General features: G+C 68.3%; 18 protein-coding genes and 1 tRNA gene. 13 read left to right on the forward strand and 6 right to left on the reverse strand.

What is annotated here, in order from left to right:
* Window positions 1–39: 39 nt before the first annotated feature.
* The 6 genes from QRN67_RS03115 (at window position 40) to QRN67_RS03140 (ending at window position 5,696) form a co-directional block, all read left to right on the forward strand.
* A complete protein-coding gene (locus QRN67_RS03115; RefSeq protein WP_285410402.1) occupies window positions 40–960 on the forward strand; it encodes an ABC transporter substrate-binding protein in 921 nt (306 codons plus the stop codon).
* On the forward strand, window positions 960–1,904 hold the full coding sequence (locus QRN67_RS03120; RefSeq protein ID WP_503010863.1) for an ABC transporter substrate-binding protein: 945 nt from the start codon (window positions 960–962) through the stop codon (window positions 1,902–1,904). The genes QRN67_RS03115 and QRN67_RS03120 overlap by 1 nt, the downstream gene beginning before the upstream one ends.
* Window positions 1,901–2,908, forward strand: a complete 1,008-nt coding sequence (locus tag QRN67_RS03125) for an LLM class flavin-dependent oxidoreductase (RefSeq protein ID WP_285410404.1) — start codon at window positions 1,901–1,903, stop codon at window positions 2,906–2,908. The genes QRN67_RS03120 and QRN67_RS03125 overlap by 4 nt, the downstream gene beginning before the upstream one ends.
* Window positions 2,909–3,076: 168 nt before the next feature.
* A tRNA-Ala gene (locus tag QRN67_RS03130) sits at window positions 3,077–3,152 on the forward strand.
* 47 nt (window positions 3,153–3,199) lie between these two features.
* Window positions 3,200–4,543: an SDR family NAD(P)-dependent oxidoreductase gene (locus tag QRN67_RS03135; RefSeq protein WP_285410405.1), complete on the forward strand. Its 1,344-nt coding sequence runs from the start codon at window positions 3,200–3,202 to the stop codon at window positions 4,541–4,543.
* The gene (locus tag QRN67_RS03140) at window positions 4,533–5,696 is read left to right on the forward strand and encodes a leucine-rich repeat domain-containing protein (protein ID WP_285410406.1); all 1,164 of its coding nucleotides are present in this window, start codon (window positions 4,533–4,535) and stop codon (window positions 5,694–5,696) included. The genes QRN67_RS03135 and QRN67_RS03140 overlap by 11 nt, the downstream gene beginning before the upstream one ends.
* Here QRN67_RS03140 and QRN67_RS03145 read toward each other — a convergent pair.
* The 5 genes from QRN67_RS03145 to QRN67_RS03165 form a co-directional block, all read right to left on the reverse strand.
* Window positions 5,687–7,339 (reverse strand): ankyrin repeat domain-containing protein, encoded by a 1,653-nt coding sequence (locus tag QRN67_RS03145; RefSeq protein ID WP_285410408.1) that lies wholly within the window; start codon window positions 7,337–7,339, stop codon window positions 5,687–5,689. The genes QRN67_RS03140 and QRN67_RS03145 overlap by 10 nt on opposite strands.
* Window positions 7,340–7,492: 153 nt before the next feature.
* Window positions 7,493–8,014 carry a response regulator transcription factor gene (locus QRN67_RS03150; RefSeq protein WP_285410409.1) on the reverse strand — a complete coding sequence of 174 codons (522 nt, stop codon included), beginning with the start codon at window positions 8,012–8,014 and terminating at the stop codon, window positions 7,493–7,495.
* A gap of 231 nt (window positions 8,015–8,245) precedes the next feature.
* A complete protein-coding gene (locus QRN67_RS03155) occupies window positions 8,246–10,171 on the reverse strand; it encodes an esterase/lipase family protein (RefSeq protein ID WP_285411142.1) in 1,926 nt (641 codons plus the stop codon).
* Window positions 10,171–11,196, reverse strand: coding sequence for an Lnb N-terminal periplasmic domain-containing protein (locus tag QRN67_RS03160; RefSeq protein ID WP_285410411.1), 1,026 nt, complete (start codon window positions 11,194–11,196; stop codon window positions 10,171–10,173). The genes QRN67_RS03155 and QRN67_RS03160 overlap by 1 nt, the downstream gene beginning before the upstream one ends.
* 13 nt (window positions 11,197–11,209) lie before the next feature.
* Window positions 11,210–11,971, reverse strand: coding sequence for a FadR/GntR family transcriptional regulator (locus QRN67_RS03165; protein WP_081271579.1), 762 nt, complete (start codon window positions 11,969–11,971; stop codon window positions 11,210–11,212).
* A 188-nt stretch (window positions 11,972–12,159) separates the two neighbouring features.
* Between QRN67_RS03165 and QRN67_RS03170 the strand changes: the two genes are divergently transcribed.
* Genes QRN67_RS03170 through QRN67_RS03200 form a run of 7 tightly spaced genes read left to right on the forward strand, consistent with a single transcriptional unit; the run spans window position 12,160 to window position 17,491 of the window.
* Window positions 12,160–12,672, forward strand: coding sequence for a RidA family protein (locus QRN67_RS03170; protein ID WP_285410413.1), 513 nt, complete (start codon window positions 12,160–12,162; stop codon window positions 12,670–12,672).
* A gap of 3 nt (window positions 12,673–12,675) precedes the next feature.
* On the forward strand, window positions 12,676–13,341 hold the full coding sequence (locus QRN67_RS03175; protein ID WP_285410415.1) for an amino acid ABC transporter permease: 666 nt from the start codon (window positions 12,676–12,678) through the stop codon (window positions 13,339–13,341).
* Window position 13,342: 1 nt separating this feature from the next.
* Window positions 13,343–13,999 carry an amino acid ABC transporter permease gene (locus QRN67_RS03180; protein ID WP_285410416.1) on the forward strand — a complete coding sequence of 219 codons (657 nt, stop codon included), beginning with the start codon at window positions 13,343–13,345 and terminating at the stop codon, window positions 13,997–13,999.
* The gene (locus QRN67_RS03185) at window positions 13,980–14,708 is read left to right on the forward strand and encodes an amino acid ABC transporter ATP-binding protein (RefSeq protein ID WP_285410417.1); all 729 of its coding nucleotides are present in this window, start codon (window positions 13,980–13,982) and stop codon (window positions 14,706–14,708) included. The genes QRN67_RS03180 and QRN67_RS03185 overlap by 20 nt, the downstream gene beginning before the upstream one ends.
* Window positions 14,709–14,736: 28 nt before the next feature.
* Window positions 14,737–15,513 (forward strand): transporter substrate-binding domain-containing protein, encoded by a 777-nt coding sequence (locus QRN67_RS03190; protein WP_205367046.1) that lies wholly within the window; start codon window positions 14,737–14,739, stop codon window positions 15,511–15,513.
* Entirely contained in the window at window positions 15,510–16,535 is a 1,026-nt protein-coding gene (locus tag QRN67_RS03195) for a succinylglutamate desuccinylase/aspartoacylase family protein (RefSeq protein WP_285410419.1), read from the forward strand. Before QRN67_RS03190 ends, QRN67_RS03195 begins: the two co-directional genes overlap by 4 nt.
* Window positions 16,532–17,491, forward strand: coding sequence for a threonine ammonia-lyase (locus QRN67_RS03200; RefSeq protein ID WP_285410420.1), 960 nt, complete (start codon window positions 16,532–16,534; stop codon window positions 17,489–17,491). The genes QRN67_RS03195 and QRN67_RS03200 overlap by 4 nt, the downstream gene beginning before the upstream one ends.
* 17 nt (window positions 17,492–17,508) lie before the next feature.
* Here QRN67_RS03200 and QRN67_RS03205 read toward each other — a convergent pair whose 3' ends face one another.
* A complete protein-coding gene (locus QRN67_RS03205; protein WP_285410422.1) occupies window positions 17,509–20,211 on the reverse strand; it encodes a bifunctional acetate--CoA ligase family protein/GNAT family N-acetyltransferase in 2,703 nt (900 codons plus the stop codon).
* Window positions 20,212–20,306 lie beyond the last annotated feature (95 nt).

Here is a 20,306-nt window from a genome sequence, read left to right on the forward strand (position 1 = left end):
TTTTCTTTCTTTGTTTCCTTTCTCACTGCATCGCACTTCATGACCCACCGACGAAACATCCTGTCCGCTCTGCTCGCTGCGCTGCTGGTGCCGCTGGCCGTCTCCGCGCAACCGGCGCCCGACCTGAGCCCGGAGCAGGCAGGCCGGCCGCGCGCGCAAAAGATCGAGCAGGTCGTCGCGCTGGCCAGGGACTTCAAGTTCCTGAAGGAGGGCGTGCTCGTCGTCGGCACGACCACGGGCCGCCTGCCGTTCGCGGCCTATGCGACCGACACCAAGACCCCGGTGGGTAACGCGCCCGACATCGCGCAGCTGGTGGCCGACAGCCTCGGGCGCAAGCTGGAGCTGGTGTCCACCGCCTGGGCCGACTGGCCGCTGGGACTGCAGTCGGGCAAGTTCGATGTGGTGGTGTCGAACGTGACCGTGACCGAGGAGCGCAAGGAGAAGTTCGACTTCTCGACCTACCGCAACGACCAGATCGGCGTGTACGTGAAGTCCGACAGCAAGCTGGGCGCCATCAAGGAGCCGAAGGACATCGCGGGGCTGAAGGTGATCGTGGCCGCCAGCACCAACCAGGAGCAGATCCTGTTGCGCTGGAACAAGCAGAACCTGGCGGCCGGGCTGAAGCCGGTCGACATCCAGTACTACGACGACGATGTGGTGCAGCGCCTGGCGCTGCAATCCGGCCGGGCGGATGCCTACGTTGGGCCGAACGCCATTGCGGCCTACGAGGCGCGCGACGGCAAGACGCGGCTGGCTGGCGTGTTCTCCGGCGGCTGGCCGCTGAACGCCGAAATCGCCGTCACCTCGCGCAAGGGCTCCGGCATTGCCGAGGCGATCACCGTGGCGCTCAACGCGCAGATCAAGAACGGCAACTACGCCAAGGCGCTCACGCGCTGGAGCCTGGAATCCGAGGCCATTCAGGCCTCGCGCACCAACCCGCCCGGACTGCCGAAGAACTGATGACTATGAATTTCAAGAACATCGCCCGCGGTCTCGTTGCGGTAGGCGCATTCGCGCTGGCAACTGGCATGGCCTACGCCGCCGAAAAGTTCGACTTCAGCGCGGAGCAGAGCGCCCGTCCGCGTGCCGCCAGGGACGCCGAGGCCATTCGCGCCATTCCACCGAACTACAAGTTCGTGAAGGAGGGCGTGCTGACCGTTGCCATTGCGCCGTTCGCGCCGCCCATCTCGACCTACGCGAGCGACGCAAAGACCGTGGTCGGCTTCGACCCCGACTTCGCCTTGCTCATCGCCGACGCGCTGGGCCTGAAGCTCGACCTGCAGCCCATCGCCTGGGCCGACTGGCCTCTGGGCCTGAGTTCGGGCAAGTACGACGCGGTGATCTCCAACGTGGGCGTGACAGAGCAGCGCAAGGAGAAGTTCGACTTCTCCACCTACCGGCTGGGCCTGCACGGGTTCTACGTGAAGGCCGACAGCCCGATCAAGTCGATCAGGGAACCGAAGGACATCGCGGGCCTGAAGATCACGACCGGCGCGGGCACCAACCAGGAACGCATCCTGCTGGAGTGGAACAAGCGCAACCTCGCGGCCGGCCTGAAAGCCGCCGAGCTGCAGTACTACGACGACGATGTATCGCGCACGCTGGCGGTGGTCACCAGGCGGGTCGACGCCAATTTCAACCCGAACGCGCCGCAGGCCTACGAGGCCGCGAAGAACGGGCAGATCCGGCTGGTCGGCACGGTGAACGCGGGCTGGCCGCTGAAGTCCGACGTGGCCATTGCCACGCGCAAGGGCAGCGGCCTGGCCGTGGCGCTGACCACGGCCGCCAACGGGCTGATCCGCAACGGCTTGTACGAGAAGGCGCTCGCGCGCTGGAGCCTCGCGGAAGAGGCCCTGCCCAAGTCCGAGACCAACCCGCCCGGCCTGCCGAAGTTCGCACCGTGAGCATCCGGCACCTTGGCTTCCTGACGCCCGGCAACTTTGCCGAGGGCGATGCATACGCCGGCTTCGAGGCCGCGCTGAAGCTGTTCGAGTTCGGCGAGAAGCTGGGCTTCGACGGTGCCTGGGTACGGCAGCGGCACCTGGAGCGCGGCGTGTCTTCGGCCGCGACTTTCCTGGCCGCGGCGACGCAGCGCACCCGCCGCATCGAGCTGGGCGCGGCGGTGATCCAGATGGGCTACGAAAACCCGTTCCGGCTCGCGGAAGACCTGGCCACGGTCGACGTGCTTTCGCGCGGCCGGCTGCAGGTGGGCCTGAGCGCGGGTGCGCCTCTGCATGGCGCGTTGCTGGGCAACCGCTTCTACGACGCGGCGCCGAACATCGTCGACTTCACGCACAAGCGGGTCGGGCGGCTCAAGGCCAACCTGGAAGATGCATGGCTGGGCGACGAGGAGACCTTCGTCGAATCGGCAGGCGGTCGCGTGCGCCCGCGGGTGCAGCCACATGCGCCGGGCCTGGTCGACCGGCTCTGGTACGGCGGCGGCTCCCTGCGCTCGGTGGAGTGGGCGGGGCGCAACGGCTTCAACCTGCTGCTGGGCAATGTGCTCTCGGGCGAGACCACTAGCGACTTCCTGAATGCCCAGCTGGGCCTGGTCGAGCGCTACCGCCAGAGCGAGACGGACACCCGCCGGGGCCGCATCGCGCTGGGCCGCGTGATCGTTCCCCTGGACGGCGCCGATGCCGCCACGCGCAAGCGCTACCGCGCGTTCGCGGCCGGCCGCGTGGAGCGCACGCTGGAACCGCAGGGCGAGCGCCGCACGCTGTTCGCTACCGACCTCGTGGGTACCGCCGACGAGATCCTGGAGCGCCTGCGCAAAGACCCGGTGCTGCCGCACGTGCACGAATTGCGGGTGGAGCTGCCCTACAACTTTTCGGGCGACGAGTACGAACAGATATTGAGCGACCTGTCGCGGCGCATCGCGCCCGAACTCGGCTGGCGCTCGTTTTGAAGGAAGGGAAGAGGGAGAGGAAGAGTGGAAATGAGTTCGAGGTGAGTCGGAGCCGGGCTGTGCTTCCTGCAACCCGGTGGGCGACTTTTGGGCGGGCTCGCGAGGCCCGCTTTTTTTTTGCTGCACGCGGCCGAGAGCACCGCGGATTCGTTCTTAGAATCGCTGCCGGAGAGCGGTGGTGTAGCGGAAGCACATCCTCCTTGCAGGAGGGGAGCGCTGGTTCAAATCCAGCTCGTTTTCCCCACGCGGATTCGGCGTGGATACGGTCGATGCGCATCCGGGGAGTGATTTTTGATCGATGGTCTGCCAGACGTGGGCTTCACGGACGAAGAGCTGGCGATTGCCTTGCGGGTGTTGCAAGCAGTCTCGGACGATCCCTCCAGCATGGACGACCATCCGCGCTTCAAGACACTGGTTGCCAAGATCCAGAGACAGTCCAAGCGCGTCAAGCGACAGGCGCTTCAGGCGACGGCCGCCGCGCAATTGCAGGATGCACGCCTGCGGACCGGCCTAGTGCGCGCACAGGAGGGAGCGACCGCACTGCCGGATTCTTCCGCTTCTTCCAACGCGAGCGGAGCGCTGTTGCGGCTGCAGCGCTGCTATGTCTGCAAGCAGCCCTACGGCGAACTGCATCACTTCTATCACTTGCTGTGCCCCGGCTGCTCGGAGAAGAACTGGGCCAAGCGAGCCCAACGTGCAGATCTGCGAGGGCGCGTTGCGTTGGTGACGGGCGGGCGGGTGAAGATCGGTTTTCAGACCGCATTGCGCCTGCTCCGCGATGGCGCCGACGTCGTCGTCACCACCCGCTTCCCGAAGGATGCACTTCAGCGATTCCTCGCGATGCCCGATGCCGACGCGTGGCGCAGCCGGCTTGCGCTGGAGGCCCTGGACCTGCGCAACATCCCGTCGGTGGAAGCTTTTGCCGACGAGCTGTGCCGGCGTTTGCCGCACCTCGACATCCTCGTCAACAACGCGGCCCAGACCATCAAGCGTCCTCGCGAGTTCTATGCGGCGCTCATGGCTGCCGAGCCGACGCCATGGCTGCTGGAGGCCAAGGGCAACTACCAGGGGCAGCTGCCGGGCTATGGCGAGTACTTCGCGCCGCAGGAGCTGGACAGCTACGGTCAGGCGCTCGACAAGCGGCCGGAAAATTCCTGGTCTCAGCGGCTGCACGAAGTGTCCACGCTGGAACTGCTGGAAGTGCAGCTCGTGAACGCCGTGAGCCCTTTCCTGCTGACAAGCCGGCTCAGGCCGGCGTTCCTGCGTTCTCCATATCCCCGCCGTTTCGTGGTGCAGGCCTCGGCGATGGAGGGGCAGTTCAACCGCATCGACAAGACGGAGTTTCATCCGCACACCAACATGGCCAAGGCTGGGCTGAACATGCTGGTGCGCACCAGCGCCCAGGAGTGGGCCCGCGACGGCATCTACATGAACGCCGTCGATACCGGCTGGGTGACGGACGAGAAGCCTTACCCGCGGGCCATGCACGCGCGCGAGGCGCGGCATTTCTATACGCCGCTGGATGTTGTCGACGGCATGGCCCGACTGTTCGACCCTATCGCTCGCGGTATCAACGAGCCGGACACTCCGCTGCTCGGGCATTTCCTCAAGGACTACGAACCCTATGCCTGGTGATCTGCGGATGGACGAGAGCCCGGTGCATTGCCCAGTTCATCGCGTTGCGATCACGCCATGCGAGGTGCGGGAGCTGACGCCCCTGCTCGATCACCTGAGTGCCGACAGTGCCGTGCAGGGCAGCCGGCGCTTTCCGCGCGGAACCATGCTGGACGACGGCCGGCTGGATCTGTGCAAGCAGAGCCTGGGCACGGACAACTGCCTGCAGCTGGTCGCGGCGCTTCGGCACAACACCCGGGTGCGCAGCCTCATGCTGGGTACTGACGCCATTGGCGATGCAGGTGCGGGGGCGGTCGCCAGGTTGGCGGCCGCAAATGCGCACCTCGAGGTGCTTTACCTGGGCTGCAACAACATCGGCCCCGAGGGCGCGGGCGAGCTGGCGGTTGCGGTGGCGCAGGCACCGCAGGTCACAGGCCTCTGGCTCAAGCGCAACCCGCTGGGGGCGGAAGGGGCGCAGAGCATCGCGCGCATGCTGCGTGGCAACCGAAATCTTCGATTGCTCGATCTGGTCAACACCGATCTTCGTGGCGCGGGCGTGCGCGCGGTGGTCGACGCACTGTGCGCGGGCGGCAGCGGCCTGCGAAGCCTCTACTTGAGTGGCAACGGGCTTGGGCCTGCGGTGGCAGCGGACCTTGCGCGGCTGTTGCGCGAGGCGCCGCAGATCGAAGAACTGTACGCAAGCGCGAATCACCTTGGCGACGCGGGCGCGATCGAACTGGCGCAAGCCCTGCGTGAGAACAGCACTTTGCAAACGCTCGAACTCGCGAGCAACGGTATCGGGAGCCATGGGGCCAGGGCACTCTTCGAGGCGGCCCGGGGTTCGAGCCTGCTTTCCCTCAATCTTGGCCATGCGGCTTCGGCCAAAGCACTCGGCGCACCCGCCAACCAGATGGGCGATGAGGGCGCAGCTTGCGCGGCCAGGCTGATCGGGGCTTCGCCCGTATTGCGCAAGCTGGATCTCATGCGCAACGGCATCACCGAGTGTGGCCAATCGGTGTTGATGGAAGCTGCGTTGCACAGCCGGTGGCTTGGCCGCCTGATCGTGGAAGGCAGCCAGCCGGAAGCACTGGTGCAGCACCTGGCACTGAACAGGGCTGCCCACGGGGACGACGTGCCGACGGATCGAGCCCTGATCAAGAGCGTCTATCGCTGACCAGATGCGCCCAGCAGGTAGTCCGTGACCTCTTTCGAGAACCGGTAGCGCTGCGCACCGATCAGCACGCCGTCGGTGCCCGCAGGGTCCGGCCTTGCCGCGGGCAGGCCGTGCGCGACCAGCGCTTCGGCGCAGCCGACCCAGTCGCCGCCTTCCACCGGCTCATTGACCGACGCCCATGACAGCGTGCCGCAGGCGTTGTCGTCGAAGCCGTGCCGTTCTTCCCAGCTGGCGCCGTGTTCGAGCAGGAAGCGGGCGAGGGCTGCGTTGCCGCGAAACACGGCGTGGTTGAGCGCCGAGCCGTCCCAGTCGCCAGCGCGTACAGCGACCGGCCAGCCGAGTTCGACCATGAGCTTCACCGCATCGTCGCAGCCTCCCTGGGCCGTGAGCTCGGGCAGCAGCCGCAGCTGGGGTTCCGACAGCATTTCCATGAGCTTGGGGTTGCTGTCCAGCATCTGCCGCGCGGCCGCTCCGTCGGCCCGTGCGCAGGCCGCGACGAAGGCTTCGGTTTCGGGCAGCGCCGATCCGCCGTCGGCCTGCTGCAGCAGCCGCGCAACCTCCGTCAGCCCGAAGCGCAGGGCGACGGTGCGGGCGCTGGTGCCGTCCGGCGTGGTGACTGAAGGATTTGCGCCCGCGGCCAGCAAGGCCGCGATGTGCGCGGGAGAGCGCCGGCGCCGGATGGCCCACAGCAGCGGCGTGCCCCAGTCGGACGTGGGCGAACTCCCAGCGGGTTCGTTGGCGTCGCCGCCGTGCGCGAGCAGCAGGCGCAGCGATTCGAGCGCATCGAGGTCGAGCACGCGATACAGCGCGTTCGTGCCGGTGACGCGCGCCCCGGCCTTCAGCAGAAGCTCGACGCAGGCCGCGTTCTCCAGCGAGTGGTAGAGCGATTCGTTGTCGTTCGGATCGGCGCCGGCCTGCAGCAGCAGCCGGGTGAGTTCGGCATCGCGGTTCTGGCCGGCGGCGCCGTAGAGCGCGGAAAGGCGCTCGTTCTCGTCCGGTGCCTCGAGCGATGCCGGCGGCCAGCGGTTGCCGACCGACTGGTTGGCATCGGCGCCGGCTTCAAGGAGGTGCCGGGCGCAGGCCAGCAGGCCGTCGCGATAAGCCGGCAGTGTCAGCAGGCTGGAATGCGCGACCGCGACGAGCGGCGGCAGCTTGAGCGGCCCGCCCGGCCGATGAATCCAGTCCGGGTCTTGCGCCGTCGCGCGGCGCACAACGGCTTCATCGCCGATAGCGCAAGCGAGGTAGGGGTCGTCGCCCAGGAGAGTTGGGCTTTCTTCCAGCAGGCGAACGGCGACTGAGGGCCTCGCGCGGTCCGCGCCGCCGGCGATGTCGCCCGCATACACGCAGCGCAGCCAATGCAGCACCGTCTTCGCGGGATCGTCCGCCTGTGCCCTGCGCGCGAGCACGAAGCCCTGCAGGTCGGCCCAGGAGGCAAAGCCGTATTCGCGCGCAATGCACGACTGCGCGTCATGCAGCCGCAGGCCGAGCGAGGCGATCGCGGCATCGCTCTTGCCGGCAGCGGCCGGCAGTGCGTCGCGGAATCGGGTGGCGGCGCCGGGGTCGTCGGCCCGGTACAGAGCAAGCAGCTCCTTGGCTTGCTTCTTCAGGTGGCCCAGGTCGGGCCGTGCGGGAATGCGCTTCATGAAAACCTCCGTGCATCAGGCGCCGAGGACCCGCAATTCCGGCTGCACAAAAGGCTGATGAATGAATCAGCAACACATGGAGGCAAGTGGGTTCAACCCTTCCCGCGGGCCCGGGCGCGGCTTGCAACCGCGGCCCGCATCTTAGCGCGGCGTTCAGGCCCGCAGGCCGACCGGGCCTGCGTCGTTCATCGCCATCGCCGACGGATCGCCGCTGTTCGAGCGCCAGATCAGCAGGCCGTGCTTCATCGCCTCGCGGATCGCCTGCGTGCGCGACTTCACGCCGAGCTTGCGATACATGCTCTTGAGCTGCGCCTCGATGGTGTTGATGGAACGATGCGTGGCTTCGGCGATCTCGCGGTTGCTCCAGCCGCGCGAGATGAGCCACAGCACCTTGAGCTCGCGCGAGGACAGCAGCGCGTTGGCTTCCGCGGGTTGAAAGTGCTGCATGGCCTCGACGTCGGCATCCACGGTCGCCGGTGGTGCCTGCGAGGGGAACGCGATGGGCCTGAGGATCTCGTGCGCCAGCCGCGCCGCCGCCGATGCATCGCCCTGTTCGATGGAACGCAGCAAGGACGCGAGTTCCGGCTCGCTGGCTTTCGTGAACAGATGGCACAACGCACTCGCGACCGCCGCTGCGCTGGCGGTGCGCGCATCGGCTTCGTCGGGCTCGGTCACCAGATGGAGTTCCGGTGGCGGCGGCCTGTGTGCGACAACGGTTTCGAAGGAAGGAGAGGGCGGCATCTTGAAGCAAAAGCGCTTCGATGCAGGCAGTGACCCGGGAGCCGGTTCACGCACCAATCAAAGCGAAACCGATCGTATGAATTAAGGCCGCCGCGCGCAGCCTGTTTCGGGGCGCGGATGTGTTCTTCATCACATCCGCGCGCAATCGGCGAACGGCACGCGATTTCAGCGTCCGGGTGCGGGCTCCGTGCGCAATTGCTCCTTGAGGATCCGCCGGATCTCCAGGATGGCCAGCGGGTTCTCCTGCACGCTGTGCTGCGACGAGATCACCAGCTCCGACGCCGCGCCTTCGAGATGCGCGCTCTCGTACGGCACGATCCCGTCGCTCGACGCGGCGAGCGGCACGCCCGCCGTGTCGTTGCCGATGATCGAGTGATAGCGCACGCGCGGGTTCATCGGCAGGCCCGACGACAGCCGCACGAAGGGATCGCGGTCGCTGAGGTTGTCGATGCTGTTCGGAATGCGCAGCGGCCCCTGGTCCTGCTTGCCCGGTGCGATGCGGATCAGCTCGCGCGAGATGTCGCTCAGCTGCCCCAGCATGGTGACCGGCAGCGTGATGAGGTTGGCCACCCAGCGCGAGATGCGGTTGTTGGCAAAGTCGGTGCCGCGGTGCGGCGACGCGATGAAGATGGCGTCGCTGACCTGCGGCAAGGGCTCGAAGCGCAGGTACGGCGCGAGCCGCTGCTCGATGCGCTGCTGCTGCGCGCCCTGCATCGGGTAGCTCGCGAGCAGGGCCTCCCACAGCTTGTCTTCCGACGATGACACCATCAGCCGCGACAGCACGCCGCCCATGCTGTGGCCGATCAGCGTGATGTCGTTGGACGCGCGGGCCTTGCCCGTGGGGTCGAAGTGCGCAATGGTCTGCTCCACGGCTTCGCGGATGGCGAGGTTGTTGAGAGGCAGCGGCGCGTTGGTCGGGTAGTACACCTGCCAGACCTGGTAGCTGCGGCGCAGCGTCTCGTCGCCGAGTACCTCGTTGGCCACGTTGATCCATGCCTCGGGGCTGCTGGCCAGGCCGTGCAGCATGATGATCGTGCGGCGGTTCGGGTCGTAGGGCTGCATCAGGTAGATGCGCGGCCTCGTGAGTCCGTCGGCGCTGCCGAAGAGGCTGCGCAGCGCCTGCAGCGCGAAGTCGGAGCGCGCGAGCCACAGGCCGTAGCCGGAGGTGAAGTTGGCGGCCAGCGGGATGTCCTGCCCGCCGAGTTGCACCGTCGATGTCCGGTAGGGGTCGAACACCACAATGCGCAGATTGCGCGTGGCCAGCACCTGCCGCAGGTCGGCGCCGTCGAACTTGAGCAGCGCGGTGAGCGCGGGGAAGGGCGTCTCGCGGTAGGGCGGCGCGTTGGCGCCGTAAGCGGGCTCGTCGGTCACGGCGACAAGCTCGGCGCCGAAGCCGTCGCGCCGGTAGATGTTGCGCAGGCCGGAGAAGGTGAGCGAAGCTGCGGGAATCAGCTCTTGCGGCAACGCGGCCCCGGGCGGCAGCTGCAGCGCCGACACATCGCTGTCGATGTGCCAGTCGCCCACCTGAGGAACAGTGGGCGGCCGGGTGTCGTCGCGGCCGCGCCGGCCGTTCTTCTGGTAGCTGCTGTACAGCCCGGTGATGGCCTGCTGCACCGCATAGTTGTAGTAGTCGCGCACCTGCGTCTGCCGGTCCTCGAAGGCCCGGTCGCGCGGGTTGCGGGCGGTGAAGAACAGGTAGGCATAGGCATGGCGGGCGGTTTCGAGCCATGCGTCGATGGCCTTGTCGGCCGACGGCCCATCGGTCGTGCCGCCCTTGTCCGACGACAGCGCCACCTGCAGCCAGACCTCCGACAAGGCCGAAAGCCGCTGCTCGTCGGTGATGCCCGACGAATCGGCCAGGGCCTGGCGGCAGGCCTGGCCGTCGCGGCGGCACAGGTCGGCGTCGGAGCCGATCACGCGCAGCACTTCCTGCGCGGAGGTGCTGAGCTTGCCCGTGGTGAGGATGTCGCCGCGCCGCTGTGCGAGGTATTCGGCCGGCGAGATGGAGCCGACCTTCACGCCCGCGCAGCCGGCCGCCAGCATCGTTGCGCACAGCAGGGCCGCGAGCAGATGAAAGCGCGCGCGCATCATCATGGCGCCGCTTTCGGCGCTGCGCCCGGCAAGCCTTGCCGGATGGCTTGCGAGAAATCGGCGCCGGGCGTCTTGTCGGTGCCGATGGCGCGGTCGGTGATGCGCCCGGCGGCGCGCAGCGCCTGCATGTCGTAGCCCGGCGTGAGGCCGCCCACGTCGTACAGGTAGTCGGGCAGGTAGCCCGATGCGAGCAGGCGGTAGTCCATGGGCAGGCCGGGCACGATGCGCCTGGCCAGCGCGTAGACGATGGTGGTGCAGTTGGCAGTGAGCGTGTTGTAGAAGCTGGGCGCGCGCACCAGCGCGTCGGCCTCGCCCAGGTACGCGAGGAACAGCGAGCGCATCTCGGGCTGCGGCAGGCGCACGCGGTACATGTGGACGTCTTCGCCGCGCACGTTGGTGCGCACGCGCAGGATGTCGTGCTCGTCGGCCGCCACCAGGCTGGTCTCGAACTGCTTGAAGAAGCCGCCGACCGACGAGAAGCTCTCGCCGCGCTCCTTGCGGATCTCTATGGAGAAGGTGAGGAACCGGCCGTCGTCGAAGCCGAACGACACCAGCGTGTGCGCGATGGCCGGGCCGGTCCAGTAGGAGAGCGACACATCGACCGTGCGCAGGCGGTCGAGGTCGTAGCGGCGCGTTTCCCAGCGCTGCGTGTAGTCGGTGTCGCTGCGCCATTCGAAGTTGCGCACGTTCTCCATGGTGACGATGCTGCCGTCCACGCGCGCGTGCAGCTGGCGCGACACGTCGTCGGCCCACACACGGTCCTGCGAGGGCAGGATGGTGCCCCACCATGCGAGCAGCATCGCGAAGCCCACGGCGTAGGAGAGCAGGGCGCGCCCGGCCCTGCCGCGCCACAGCAGCGCGATGGCGACAAGGGCGAAGCCGGCCCACAGCACGCCGGCGCCGGCCTTCGCGAATACCGGCCCCGGCAGCTGGTACCAGAGCGCAAGGCAGGCCCACAGCGCCGTCAGCACCACGGCCAGCGACAGCAGCAGGCGGCCGGAGAAACGCAGGATCGCGCGGATCATCGGCACGCGGCGCCTAGCCGTAGACGCTGAGCGACGCGAGGATGCGCGTGAAGTACGCGTCGGCCAGCGCGGTCGCGCCCTTGGCGTCGCGTGCCTCGAGCGCGTCGACGATGGCGGTGAGCTCGCGCAGCGTCTGCTCGCGCACGATGGCACCCACCGGACCGTTGAGGTTGGAGCGCCCGTCGTACTGCACCGCGCGTCGGTCGGCCACCACCGCGTCGAACACCTGCATCAGGAAGCGGTTGCGCGTGGCGCGGAAGATTGCCTGGTGCACGCCGTAGATGCCTTCCTTGAAGGCGATCCACTGGTCGGCGTCGCGCACCACGGCCAGGTGGTGGCGCATGAGCGCGAAGTCATCGGCGTCGGCGCGCTGGGCCGACAGCGCCATCATGGCCGGCTCGAACAGCAGCCGGCCTTCGAGGATCTCGGTGTAGGTCGGCACGTCGCGGTGGTGGGCCGCCACGGGCAGGTCGGACTCGCTGAGCAGCTGCATCAGCGATTCCGCCAGGAAGGTGCCGCTTCCCACCTTGCGCTCCAGCAGGCCCTGCGCGCTCATCATGGCCAGCGCATGTCGCACCGTGCTGCGCGAGGTCTTGAACTGCTCCGACAGGTCGCGCTCGTTGGGCAGCTTGTCGCCGGGCTTGAGCACGCCGTCGCGGATCGACTGGAGGATGGCGCGGTAGACCTTCGAGGCGGTGGCCTTGTCCTGCGCGGCGATCCGGCCCGACAGGTCGGTGACCTCGATCAGGGGTTGCGAGACAGGCTTTGCATCCATGGTTTCAGAGTTCGCCAAAATGGTTGACCAATCACAATTAAGAATCTTAGAATGAATTCATTACGCAGTCATACAAGGCTGCGTTGTCTGGTTCCGGATTGGTTGACCAATCCGTCCGAAGCTGTTGATTTTCGTCGAAAGGTTGACCCTGCGCTGCCCCCGTGCGGCGCTGCGGTGAAGTGTTCTCAATGACCCTGGATTCCAACACGGCGCAGACGGCCACGGCCCGCGGCCCCAGTCCCCGCCCCGAAGAGCGGCTCGCCGCGCTCGGCCTGGTGCTGCCGCCGCCACCGGCACCCGTCGCCAACTTCGTGGCCTGGCGCCGCACCGGCCCCTTGCTGTATCTCTCGGGCCAGGGTCCGCTGGAGGCGAACGGGCATCTGCACGTGGGCCGTGTCGGCGAGGAAGTGAGCATCGAGGCTGCCTACGCCCATGCGCGGCTCACCGGGCTGAACCTCCTGGCGGTGGCCAAGGCCGCGCTGGGCGACCTCGGGCGCGTGCGCAGCGTGGTGAAGCTGCTGGCTTTCGTGAATGCCTCGCCGGGCTTCGCGCATCATCCGAAGGTCATCAACGGCTGCTCCGACCTGTTCGTCGATGTGTTCGGCGACGAAGTGGGGCGCGGCGCGCGCTCGGCCATCGGCGCGGGTTCGCTGCCGGGCCACCAGACCGTCGAGGTCGAGGCCATCCTGGAAGTGGACTGAGCCATGGCCTACCAGTTCCAGTTCGACGCGCTCGCCCCCTACACCGGGCAACTGGTGGAAGGGCTGCTGCACACGCTGGGCTATGCCGCGTCGAGCATCGTGCTGGGCATGGCGATCGGCGTGGCGGGCTCGCTGGCGCTGGTGTACGGCGGCAAGCCGCTGCGCGGCATGACGCGGGTGTATGTGGAGTTCTTCCGCAACACGCCGGCGCTGGTGCAGCTCTTTCTCATCTACTTCGGCCTGCCCAACCTGGGCATACGGCTGGAGGCGCCCGTGGCGGGCGTGATTTCGCTGGCGCTGTACTGCGGCGCCTACATGGTCGAGGTGTTCCGCTCGGGGCTGATGTCGGTGCCGCGCGGCCTGTCGGAAGCCGGCGCCGCGCTCGGGCTGCGGCCGCGGCAGGTGCTGGTGCACGTGCTCTTCGTGCCGGCGCTGCGCAACGTGTTTCCCTCGCTCGCGAGCCAGATGGTGCTCACGCTCATCGGCACCAGCCTCATCTCGCAGATCGGGGTGGAAGACATCTTCCACGCCGGCAGCTTCATCGACTCGCGCACCTTCCGCAGCTTCGAGGTCTACCTCGTGATCTGCGCGATGTATTTCGTGGCGGTGCAGGCGCTGCGCGTGATCCTCGGCTTCGTGCAGCGCCGCCTGTTCGGCAAGGAGGGCTGAGATGCGCGGACTTTCCATTGCCGACCTCTGGCTCATCCTGGGCGCGATCCGCTGGACCGCCGCGCTGGCCGTCACCGCGTTCGCCGTCGGCGCGGTGATTGCGCTCGGCGTGGCCGTGGCGCGCACTTCGCGGATGCCGTGGCTGCGCGTGCTGGCGCGCATCTACACGGAGCTTGTGCAGGGTACGCCGCTGCTGGGCGTGCTGTTCCTGCTGTACTTCGGCGTGCCGATGCTGCTGGGCATCGAGATCAACGCCTTCATGGCAGCTGCGGCCGCGTTCTCGCTGTCGGCCGGTGCGTTCCTCGGCGACATCTGGCGCGGCGCCATCGAATCGGTGCCCAAGGGCCAGTGGGAGGCCGCCTCCTGCGTGGGCCTGCGCCGCTGGCAGGTCATGCGGCACGTGGTGTGGCCGCAGGCCTTTCGCGTGGCGCTGGGGCCCACGGTGAGCTACCTGGTGCAGCTCATCAAGAACACCTCGCTGGCCGCGCTCGTCGGGCTGGTCGAGCTCACGCGATCGGGCCAGATCGTCGCCGGCTCCACGCTGGCGCACCTGCCTGTCTTCTGCGGCGTGGCCCTGTGCTACTTCGCCATCTGCTACCCGCTGGCCCGGCTGGCACTCTCTCTGGAAGGACGCATGAATGCCGCTCGTGCTCATTGAATCGGTCGAAAAGCACTTCGGCGACAACCATGTGCTGCGGGGCGTGTCCACCGAAGTGGCCAAGGGCGACATCGTGGCGCTCGTGGGCCGCAGCGGCTCGGGCAAGAGCACGCTGCTGCGCTGCGTGAACGGGCTGGAGACCATCAGCGCGGGGCGCATCGTGGTCGACGGCGTGGATGTGCAGTCGCCCGGCACCGACCTGGCCCTGCTGCGCCGCCGCGTGGGCATGGTGTTCCAGAGCTTCAACCTCTTTCCGCACCTGTCGGCCGCGGCCAACGTGACGCTGGCGCCGGTGCTGACCAGGAAGATCGCCAAGGGCGAGGCGCGCGACCTGGCCAGGCGCATGCTGGAGCGCGTGGGCCTGGGCCACAAGCTCGACGCCATGCCCTCGCAGTTGTCGGGCGGCCAGCAGCAGCGCGTGGCCATCGCGCGGGCGCTGGCCATGTCGCCGCAGCTGATGCTGTTCGACGAAGCCACTTCCGCGCTGGACCCCGAACTGGTAGGCGAGGTGCTGCGCGTGATGGAAGACCTGGCGCGCGACGGCATGACCATGATGGTCGTCACGCACGAGATGGCCTTCGCGCGCCGCGTGGCCTCCGAGGTGCTCTTCATGAACCAGGGCCGCATCTGGGAGCGCGGCACGCCGGAGCGCATGTTCGGCAGCCCGCAGACCCCCGAATTCCAGCAGTTTGTCCAATCCGTCGTCTGATCTCTTTCGTCTTCCCCAAGGAGCTTCCATGTTCAAAATGAAAACCCTGTTCGCCGCCGCGCTGGTCTGCGCCGCTCCCTTGCTCGCGCATGCCGACAAGCTCGCGGACATAAAGGCCAAGGGCACGATCCGCATCGCCACCACCATCGACGCCGCCCCCTGGGGCTTCACCGACGCGGCCGGCAAGCCCACGGGCCTGGACGTGGAACTGGCCGAGAACGTGGCCAAGGCCATGGGCGTGAAGCTCGAGCTGCAGCAGGTGACCGGCGCCAACCGCATTCCCTACCTGCTGTCGAACAAGGTCGACGTGGTGATCGCGGCGCTGGGCAGCTCGCCCGAGCGCGCCAAGCAGGTCGCCTTCTCCAAGCCCTATGCGGCGGTGTACCTGGGCGTGTACGGCGGCAAGGGCATTCCCAAGTTCGCCAAGCTGAGCGAGCTCGCGGGCCAGACCGTGGCAGTGCCCAAGGGCTCGACGCCCGACCTGTCGCTGAGCGAGCTGGCGCCCGGCGCCAAGCTGATCCGCCTGGAAGACACCGCCTCGACCATCTCGGCCTTCCTGTCGGGCCAGGCGCCGCTGTTCGCCGAGAACAACTTCATCGCCCAGAAGGTGGCCGATGAAAACCCCGCCAAGGGCATCGAGATGAAGTCGCTGATCCGCATCAGCCCCGCCTACATGGCCGTGCAGCCCAGCGAAACCGCGCTGCTGGCCGAGATGAACAAGATCATCGACGCCAAGGCCGCCGACGGCAGCCTCGCGGCGCTGCGCCTGAAGTGGTTCAAGGACGAGCAGAAAGAAGTGAAGTGAGCCAGCCGCGTCCTTCCACCGTTTTCACGGACATCGATTGGGCCAGGCCCGGCAAGCAGGTCGGCCATGCGTGGCTGCCCTACTCGGGGCATGAGGATGCCTGGGGCGCGGTCGCGCTGCCGCTGGCCGTCATCGGCAATGGCGACGGGCCAACCGTGCTGGTCACCGGCGCCATCCACGGCGACGAGTACGAAGGCCCGATCGTCATCAACGAGCTGATCCGCACGCTCGACGCCGCGCAGGTCAAGGGCCGCCTGATCCTGATGCCCGCGGCCAACGCGCCGGCATTGCGCGCGGCCTCGCGCGTGAGCCCGCTCGACGGCAAGAACCTGGCGCGCGTGTTCCCGGGCAACCCCTTCGGCACGCCGACCGAGCAGATCGCCGCGTTCATCCACGACGTGCTGTTCCCCAGGTGCGACGCGTATGTCGACCTGCACGCGGGCGGCAGCTCGCTGTTCATCGAGGAGAGCGCGCAAGTTGTGGTCACGCCCACGCTGGCGCCCGAAGTGCGCGAGCGCGCCGAGGACATGGCGCGCTGGTTCGGCGCCAGGTTCACCGTGATCACCGACAACATGGGCGATCCGCGCACCAGCTGCGGCGCAGCGGCTCACCTGGGCCTGGCGGCGATCGCGGCTGAGATGGGCGAGAACGGCAGCGTCTCGCCCAAGGGCGTGAAGCGCACGCGCGAGTGCCTGTCGCGCGTGCTGGCACGGCTGGGCGTGGTGCCCGCCGAGCTGCCGGCCACGCCGCCGGCGAGCCGCCGCGTGCACATCGTGCCGGACGGCGGCAACCTGCTGTCGCCAGGCGACGGCTACTTCGAGCCGCTGCACCAGCTCGGCGACACGGTGGCCGCCGGCGAGCTGGCCGGCTACCTGCACCTGCTGACCGAGCCCTCGCTGGCGCCGCGCGAAGTGCGCTTCGCCAAGGGCGGCACGGTGTATTCGCAGCGCACCTTCGGCATCGTGAAGCAGGGCAACAACCTGTGCGTGCTGGTCGAAGACGAGGAAGGCGCTGCCGCATGAGCGAGAACACCACCCCGATCACGCTGGACGACTACCGCGCGGCCCATGCCCGCGTGCAGCCCTACATCCGCCACACGCCGCTGGTCGATGCACACCCCTGGGTGCCCGGCGGCGCGGCGCAGGTGCGCTTCAAGGCCGAGTGCAACCAGGTCACCGGCTCCTTCAAGGCGCGCGGCGCTTTCAACCGCGTGCTCAATCTGTCGGACGACGTGCGCAGGCAGGGGCTGGCCACCGCGTCGGGCGGCAACTTCGGCGCGGCCGTGGCCTACGTCGGCAAGACGCTGGGCCTGCCGGCCAACGTGTTCGTGATGAACACCAGCACGCCGATCACGCGGGCGCGCATCGAAAGCCACGGCGCCAGGCTCACCGTGCACGGCGACTTCTGGGACCAGAGCTGGGACGCCGCCGGCGCCAACGTGGCCGAGCACGGCGGCGCGTTGCTGCATCCGTATGCCGACCGCGACGTGGTGATCGGGCAGGGCACGACCGCGCTGGAAATCATCGATGAATGGCCCGAGGTCGAGACACTGGTGGTGTCCATCGGCGGCGGCGGCCTGCTCGCGGGCATTGCGCAGGCGGCCAAGCTGCTCAAGCCGTCGATCCGCGTCATCGGCGTGGAAGCGGCGGGCTGCCCCACGCTCCACACCTGCCGCAAGGAAGGCCGCATCGTGAAGCTGGAGAACGTGAAGACGCGCGTGCCGATCCTCGCGGCGCGTTCGACCGAGCCCTTGAACTTCGAGCTGATCGAGAAGTACGTCGACGAGATCGTGCTGGTCGATGAAGAAGTCATCGAGGACGCGGCCCGTTCCGCCTGGCAGCACGCGGGCCTGGCCATCGAGCTGGGCGCGGCCACCGCGCTGGCGGCCGTGAGCCAGCGCTGCTTCGAGCGCCGCGACGACGAGAAAATCGCCGTCGTGCTGTGCGGCAGCGGCAGCGACGGCATGCCCAAGGCCTGAGCGGACTGCCTGCCGCGCTACAGCATGTAGGTCACGAGCTTGAAGTCCGGATCCTCCGGGAAGGACTTCACCGTGAACCCCAGCCTGCGCACCAGCTTGAGCATGTCGGGGTTGTTGGCGAGCACGAGCCCGTCGATTTCCGAAAGGCCCTTGTCGCGCGCCACGTCGATGATGCTTTCCATCAGCCGCGAGCCGATGCCCTTGCCGCTGAACTCGTCGGCCACCACCAGCGAGAACTCGCAGCTGGTCTGGTCGGGGTTGGTGATGTAGCGCGACACGCCCACGATGCGCTCGCTTTCGAGCACCGTGCCTTCGGGCGACACGCTGCGCTCCATCACCACCGCCACCAGCGCCATCTCGCGGTCGTAGTCGATCAGCGTGAAGCGCGACAGCATCGACGGCGGCAGCTCGTGGAAGCGCGAGACGAAGCGGAACCAGCGGCTCTCGGGCGACAGGCCCTGCACCAGCGCCTGCAGCATCTGCGCGTCGTTGGGGTGCACCGGCCGCACGATGTAGATGCCGCCACCCGGCAGCGGCCATTCGCGCCGGTAGCGCGCGGGGTACGGCATGATGGCCAGGTGGTGGTAGCCGTTGGCCGCATTGCCCAGCTGGCCCGACACCGCCTGCGTGCTGCTGTCGACCACGATGCGCGCATCGACCGAGATGGCGCCCGACTCGTCAACGATGATGGGGTTGATGTCCATCTCGCGCAGCTCGGGCAGCTCGCACACCATTTCCGACACGCGCAGCAGCAGGTGCTCCAGCGCCTCCATGTCCACCGCGCTGGCGCCGCGCCATTCGCCCAGGGTCTCGGCCACGCGCGAGCGTTCGATGAGCCGGCGCGCCAGGAACTGGTTGAGCGGCGGCAGCTCCATGGCGCGGTCGTTCAGCAGCTCGATCATGGTGCCGCCCGCGCCGAACACGATGACGGGGCCGAACGGCTGGTCGGTCACCAGGCCCACATAGATTTCTCGCCCGCGCCGCGCGCGCACCATCTTCTGCACGGTCACGCCGTTGATGCGCGCCTCGGGCGCCAGGCGCGCCACGCGTTCCATCATCTCGACGTAGGTGTCGCGCGCGCTGGTGCCGTTCATCACGTTGAGCGCCACGCCCTCGACGTCGGACTTGTGCGGGATGTCGGGCGAGTCGATCTTCAGCGCCACCGGGAAGCCCAGTTGCGTGGCGATCATCATGGCCTCGTTGGCACTGCGCGCGAGCAAGGTGCGGGTGATGGGAATGTGGAACGACGACAGCAGCGACTTCGACTCCATCTCCGTCAGCACGCGGCGCCGCTCGGCCAGCACGCTTTCGATCAGCAGGCGCGCGCCTTCGATGTCGGGCTTGGCCAGCGCCGACAGCGGCGGCGGCGTCTGCTGCAGCAACTGCTGGTTCTGGTAGAAGGCCGCGATGTTGCCGAAGGCGCCCACGGCCGCCTCCGGCGTGCGAAAGCTGGGGATGGTGGCTTCGGCCAGCACCGCGCGCGCCTTGCCCACCGACGAGTCGCCCATCCAGCAGGCCAGCAGCGGCTTGTTCATGGGGCGCGGAATGTCGGCCAGCGCCTTGGCGGTGGCCGCGGCGTCGGCGCCGGCCTTGGGCGAGAAGATGGCCAGCACCCCGTCGACCTGGCTGTCGGCCGAGGCCGCGTCGATGGCTGCGCGGTAGTGCGCGGGCTGCGCGTCTTCCGAAAGATCGATGAGGTCGGTCAATGAAGCGAGCGGCGGCAGCGACGGCAGCATCAACTTCTGCACGGGCGCGGAAAGTTTGCCCAGGTCGAGCCCGATCTCGTTGATCCAGTCGGCCGCCAGCACGCCGGGGCCGCCGCCGTTGGTGACCACCGCCAGCCGCTTGCCCACCGGCCGGTAGCGCGAGGCCAGGCACTTGGCCGCCGAGAACAGCTCGACGAAGGAGCGCACCCGCACCGCGCCCGCGCGGCGCAGCGCGGCGTCGAACACGTCGTCGCTGCCCACGATGGCGGCGCTGTGCGTCTGCGCGGCTTCGTTGCCTGCCGGCTTGCGGCCGGCCTTGAGCACCACCACCGGCTTGGCATGCGAGGCCGAGCGCAGCGCGCTCATGAAGCGGCGCGCGTCGGCGATGCCTTCGAGGTACACGATGATGCTGTGGGTGGCCCGGTCGTTGGCCAGGAAGTCGAGCACCTGCGGAATGTCGACCGAGGTGTGCGGGCCCAGCGACACCACGCTGGAAAAGCCCACGCCGTTCTGCCGCGCCCAGTCGAGCATCGACGCGGTGAGCGCGCCCGACTGCGACACCAGCGCCAGCGGCCCGGTGCTGGCGAGGGGGCCGGCCACGCTGGCGTTCAGGTGCAGCGGCGGGCGCTGGAAGCCCAGCGAGTTGGGCCCGAGCAGGTGCACGCCTTCGCGCTTTGCGATCTTGCGCCACTGGGCCGCCTGCTCGGCGCTGATGCCGCTGGAGATGACAACCGCCGCCGTGCAGCCGATGCGGCCCGCGATCTCCAGCGCGGCCGCCACGTCGCGCGGGGCGAGGGCGATCAGCGCCAGGTCGGCATGGGTCTGGGCCAGTTCTTCGAGCGTGCCCTTGGTACGCACGTCCAGGAAGCGCAGCGTGCCGTCGAAGCGGTCGGCGCGGAAGGCTTCGCGCAGCGTGCGGCCGGCCGGCGTCTGCCCGCCGGGGTCGTCGGCGTGGCCGACGAAGGCCACGATGGAGGCCGGGGCGAAGAGCGGATTCAGGAAATGCTTGTCCATGCCCCCAAGTCTGCACCGTTCGGGGGCGGGTGTGCGCGGCGGGCGGAGAACTCGCGAGGATTTTGAATCGGACCGGCATGCCCCGTGGCCGCGCA

Origin of the sequence: Variovorax sp. efr-133-TYG-130 (assembly GCF_030208835.1) — a bacterium.
In the GTDB taxonomy this organism is placed as follows: domain Bacteria; phylum Pseudomonadota; class Gammaproteobacteria; order Burkholderiales; family Burkholderiaceae_C; genus Variovorax.

What these genes read in the sequence shown, in the direction of transcription:
- QRN67_RS03170 (WP_285410413.1), top strand. Translation starts at nt 12,160, where the DNA reads ATGACCCTGGATTCCAACACGGCGCAGACGGCCACGGCCCGCGGCCCC.
- QRN67_RS03155 (WP_285411142.1), bottom strand. Translation starts at nt 10,171, where the DNA reads ATGATGCGCGCGCGCTTTCATCTGCTCGCGGCCCTGCTGTGCGCAACG.
- QRN67_RS03185 (WP_285410417.1), top strand. Translation starts at nt 13,980, where the DNA reads ATGCCGCTCGTGCTCATTGAATCGGTCGAAAAGCACTTCGGCGACAAC.
- QRN67_RS03200 (WP_285410420.1), top strand. Translation starts at nt 16,532, where the DNA reads ATGAGCGAGAACACCACCCCGATCACGCTGGACGACTACCGCGCGGCC.
- QRN67_RS03165 (WP_081271579.1), bottom strand. Translation starts at nt 11,971, where the DNA reads ATGGATGCAAAGCCTGTCTCGCAACCCCTGATCGAGGTCACCGACCTG.
- QRN67_RS03140 (WP_285410406.1), top strand. Translation starts at nt 4,533, where the DNA reads ATGCCTGGTGATCTGCGGATGGACGAGAGCCCGGTGCATTGCCCAGTT.
- QRN67_RS03160 (WP_285410411.1), bottom strand. Translation starts at nt 11,196, where the DNA reads ATGATCCGCGCGATCCTGCGTTTCTCCGGCCGCCTGCTGCTGTCGCTG.
- QRN67_RS03175 (WP_285410415.1), top strand. Translation starts at nt 12,676, where the DNA reads ATGGCCTACCAGTTCCAGTTCGACGCGCTCGCCCCCTACACCGGGCAA.
- QRN67_RS03145 (WP_285410408.1), bottom strand. Translation starts at nt 7,339, where the DNA reads ATGAAGCGCATTCCCGCACGGCCCGACCTGGGCCACCTGAAGAAGCAA.
- QRN67_RS03115 (WP_285410402.1), top strand. Translation starts at nt 40, where the DNA reads ATGACCCACCGACGAAACATCCTGTCCGCTCTGCTCGCTGCGCTGCTG.
- QRN67_RS03205 (WP_285410422.1), bottom strand. Translation starts at nt 20,211, where the DNA reads ATGGACAAGCATTTCCTGAATCCGCTCTTCGCCCCGGCCTCCATCGTG.
- QRN67_RS03120 (WP_503010863.1), top strand. Translation starts at nt 960, where the DNA reads ATGACTATGAATTTCAAGAACATCGCCCGCGGTCTCGTTGCGGTAGGC.
- QRN67_RS03180 (WP_285410416.1), top strand. Translation starts at nt 13,343, where the DNA reads ATGCGCGGACTTTCCATTGCCGACCTCTGGCTCATCCTGGGCGCGATC.
- QRN67_RS03190 (WP_205367046.1), top strand. Translation starts at nt 14,737, where the DNA reads ATGTTCAAAATGAAAACCCTGTTCGCCGCCGCGCTGGTCTGCGCCGCT.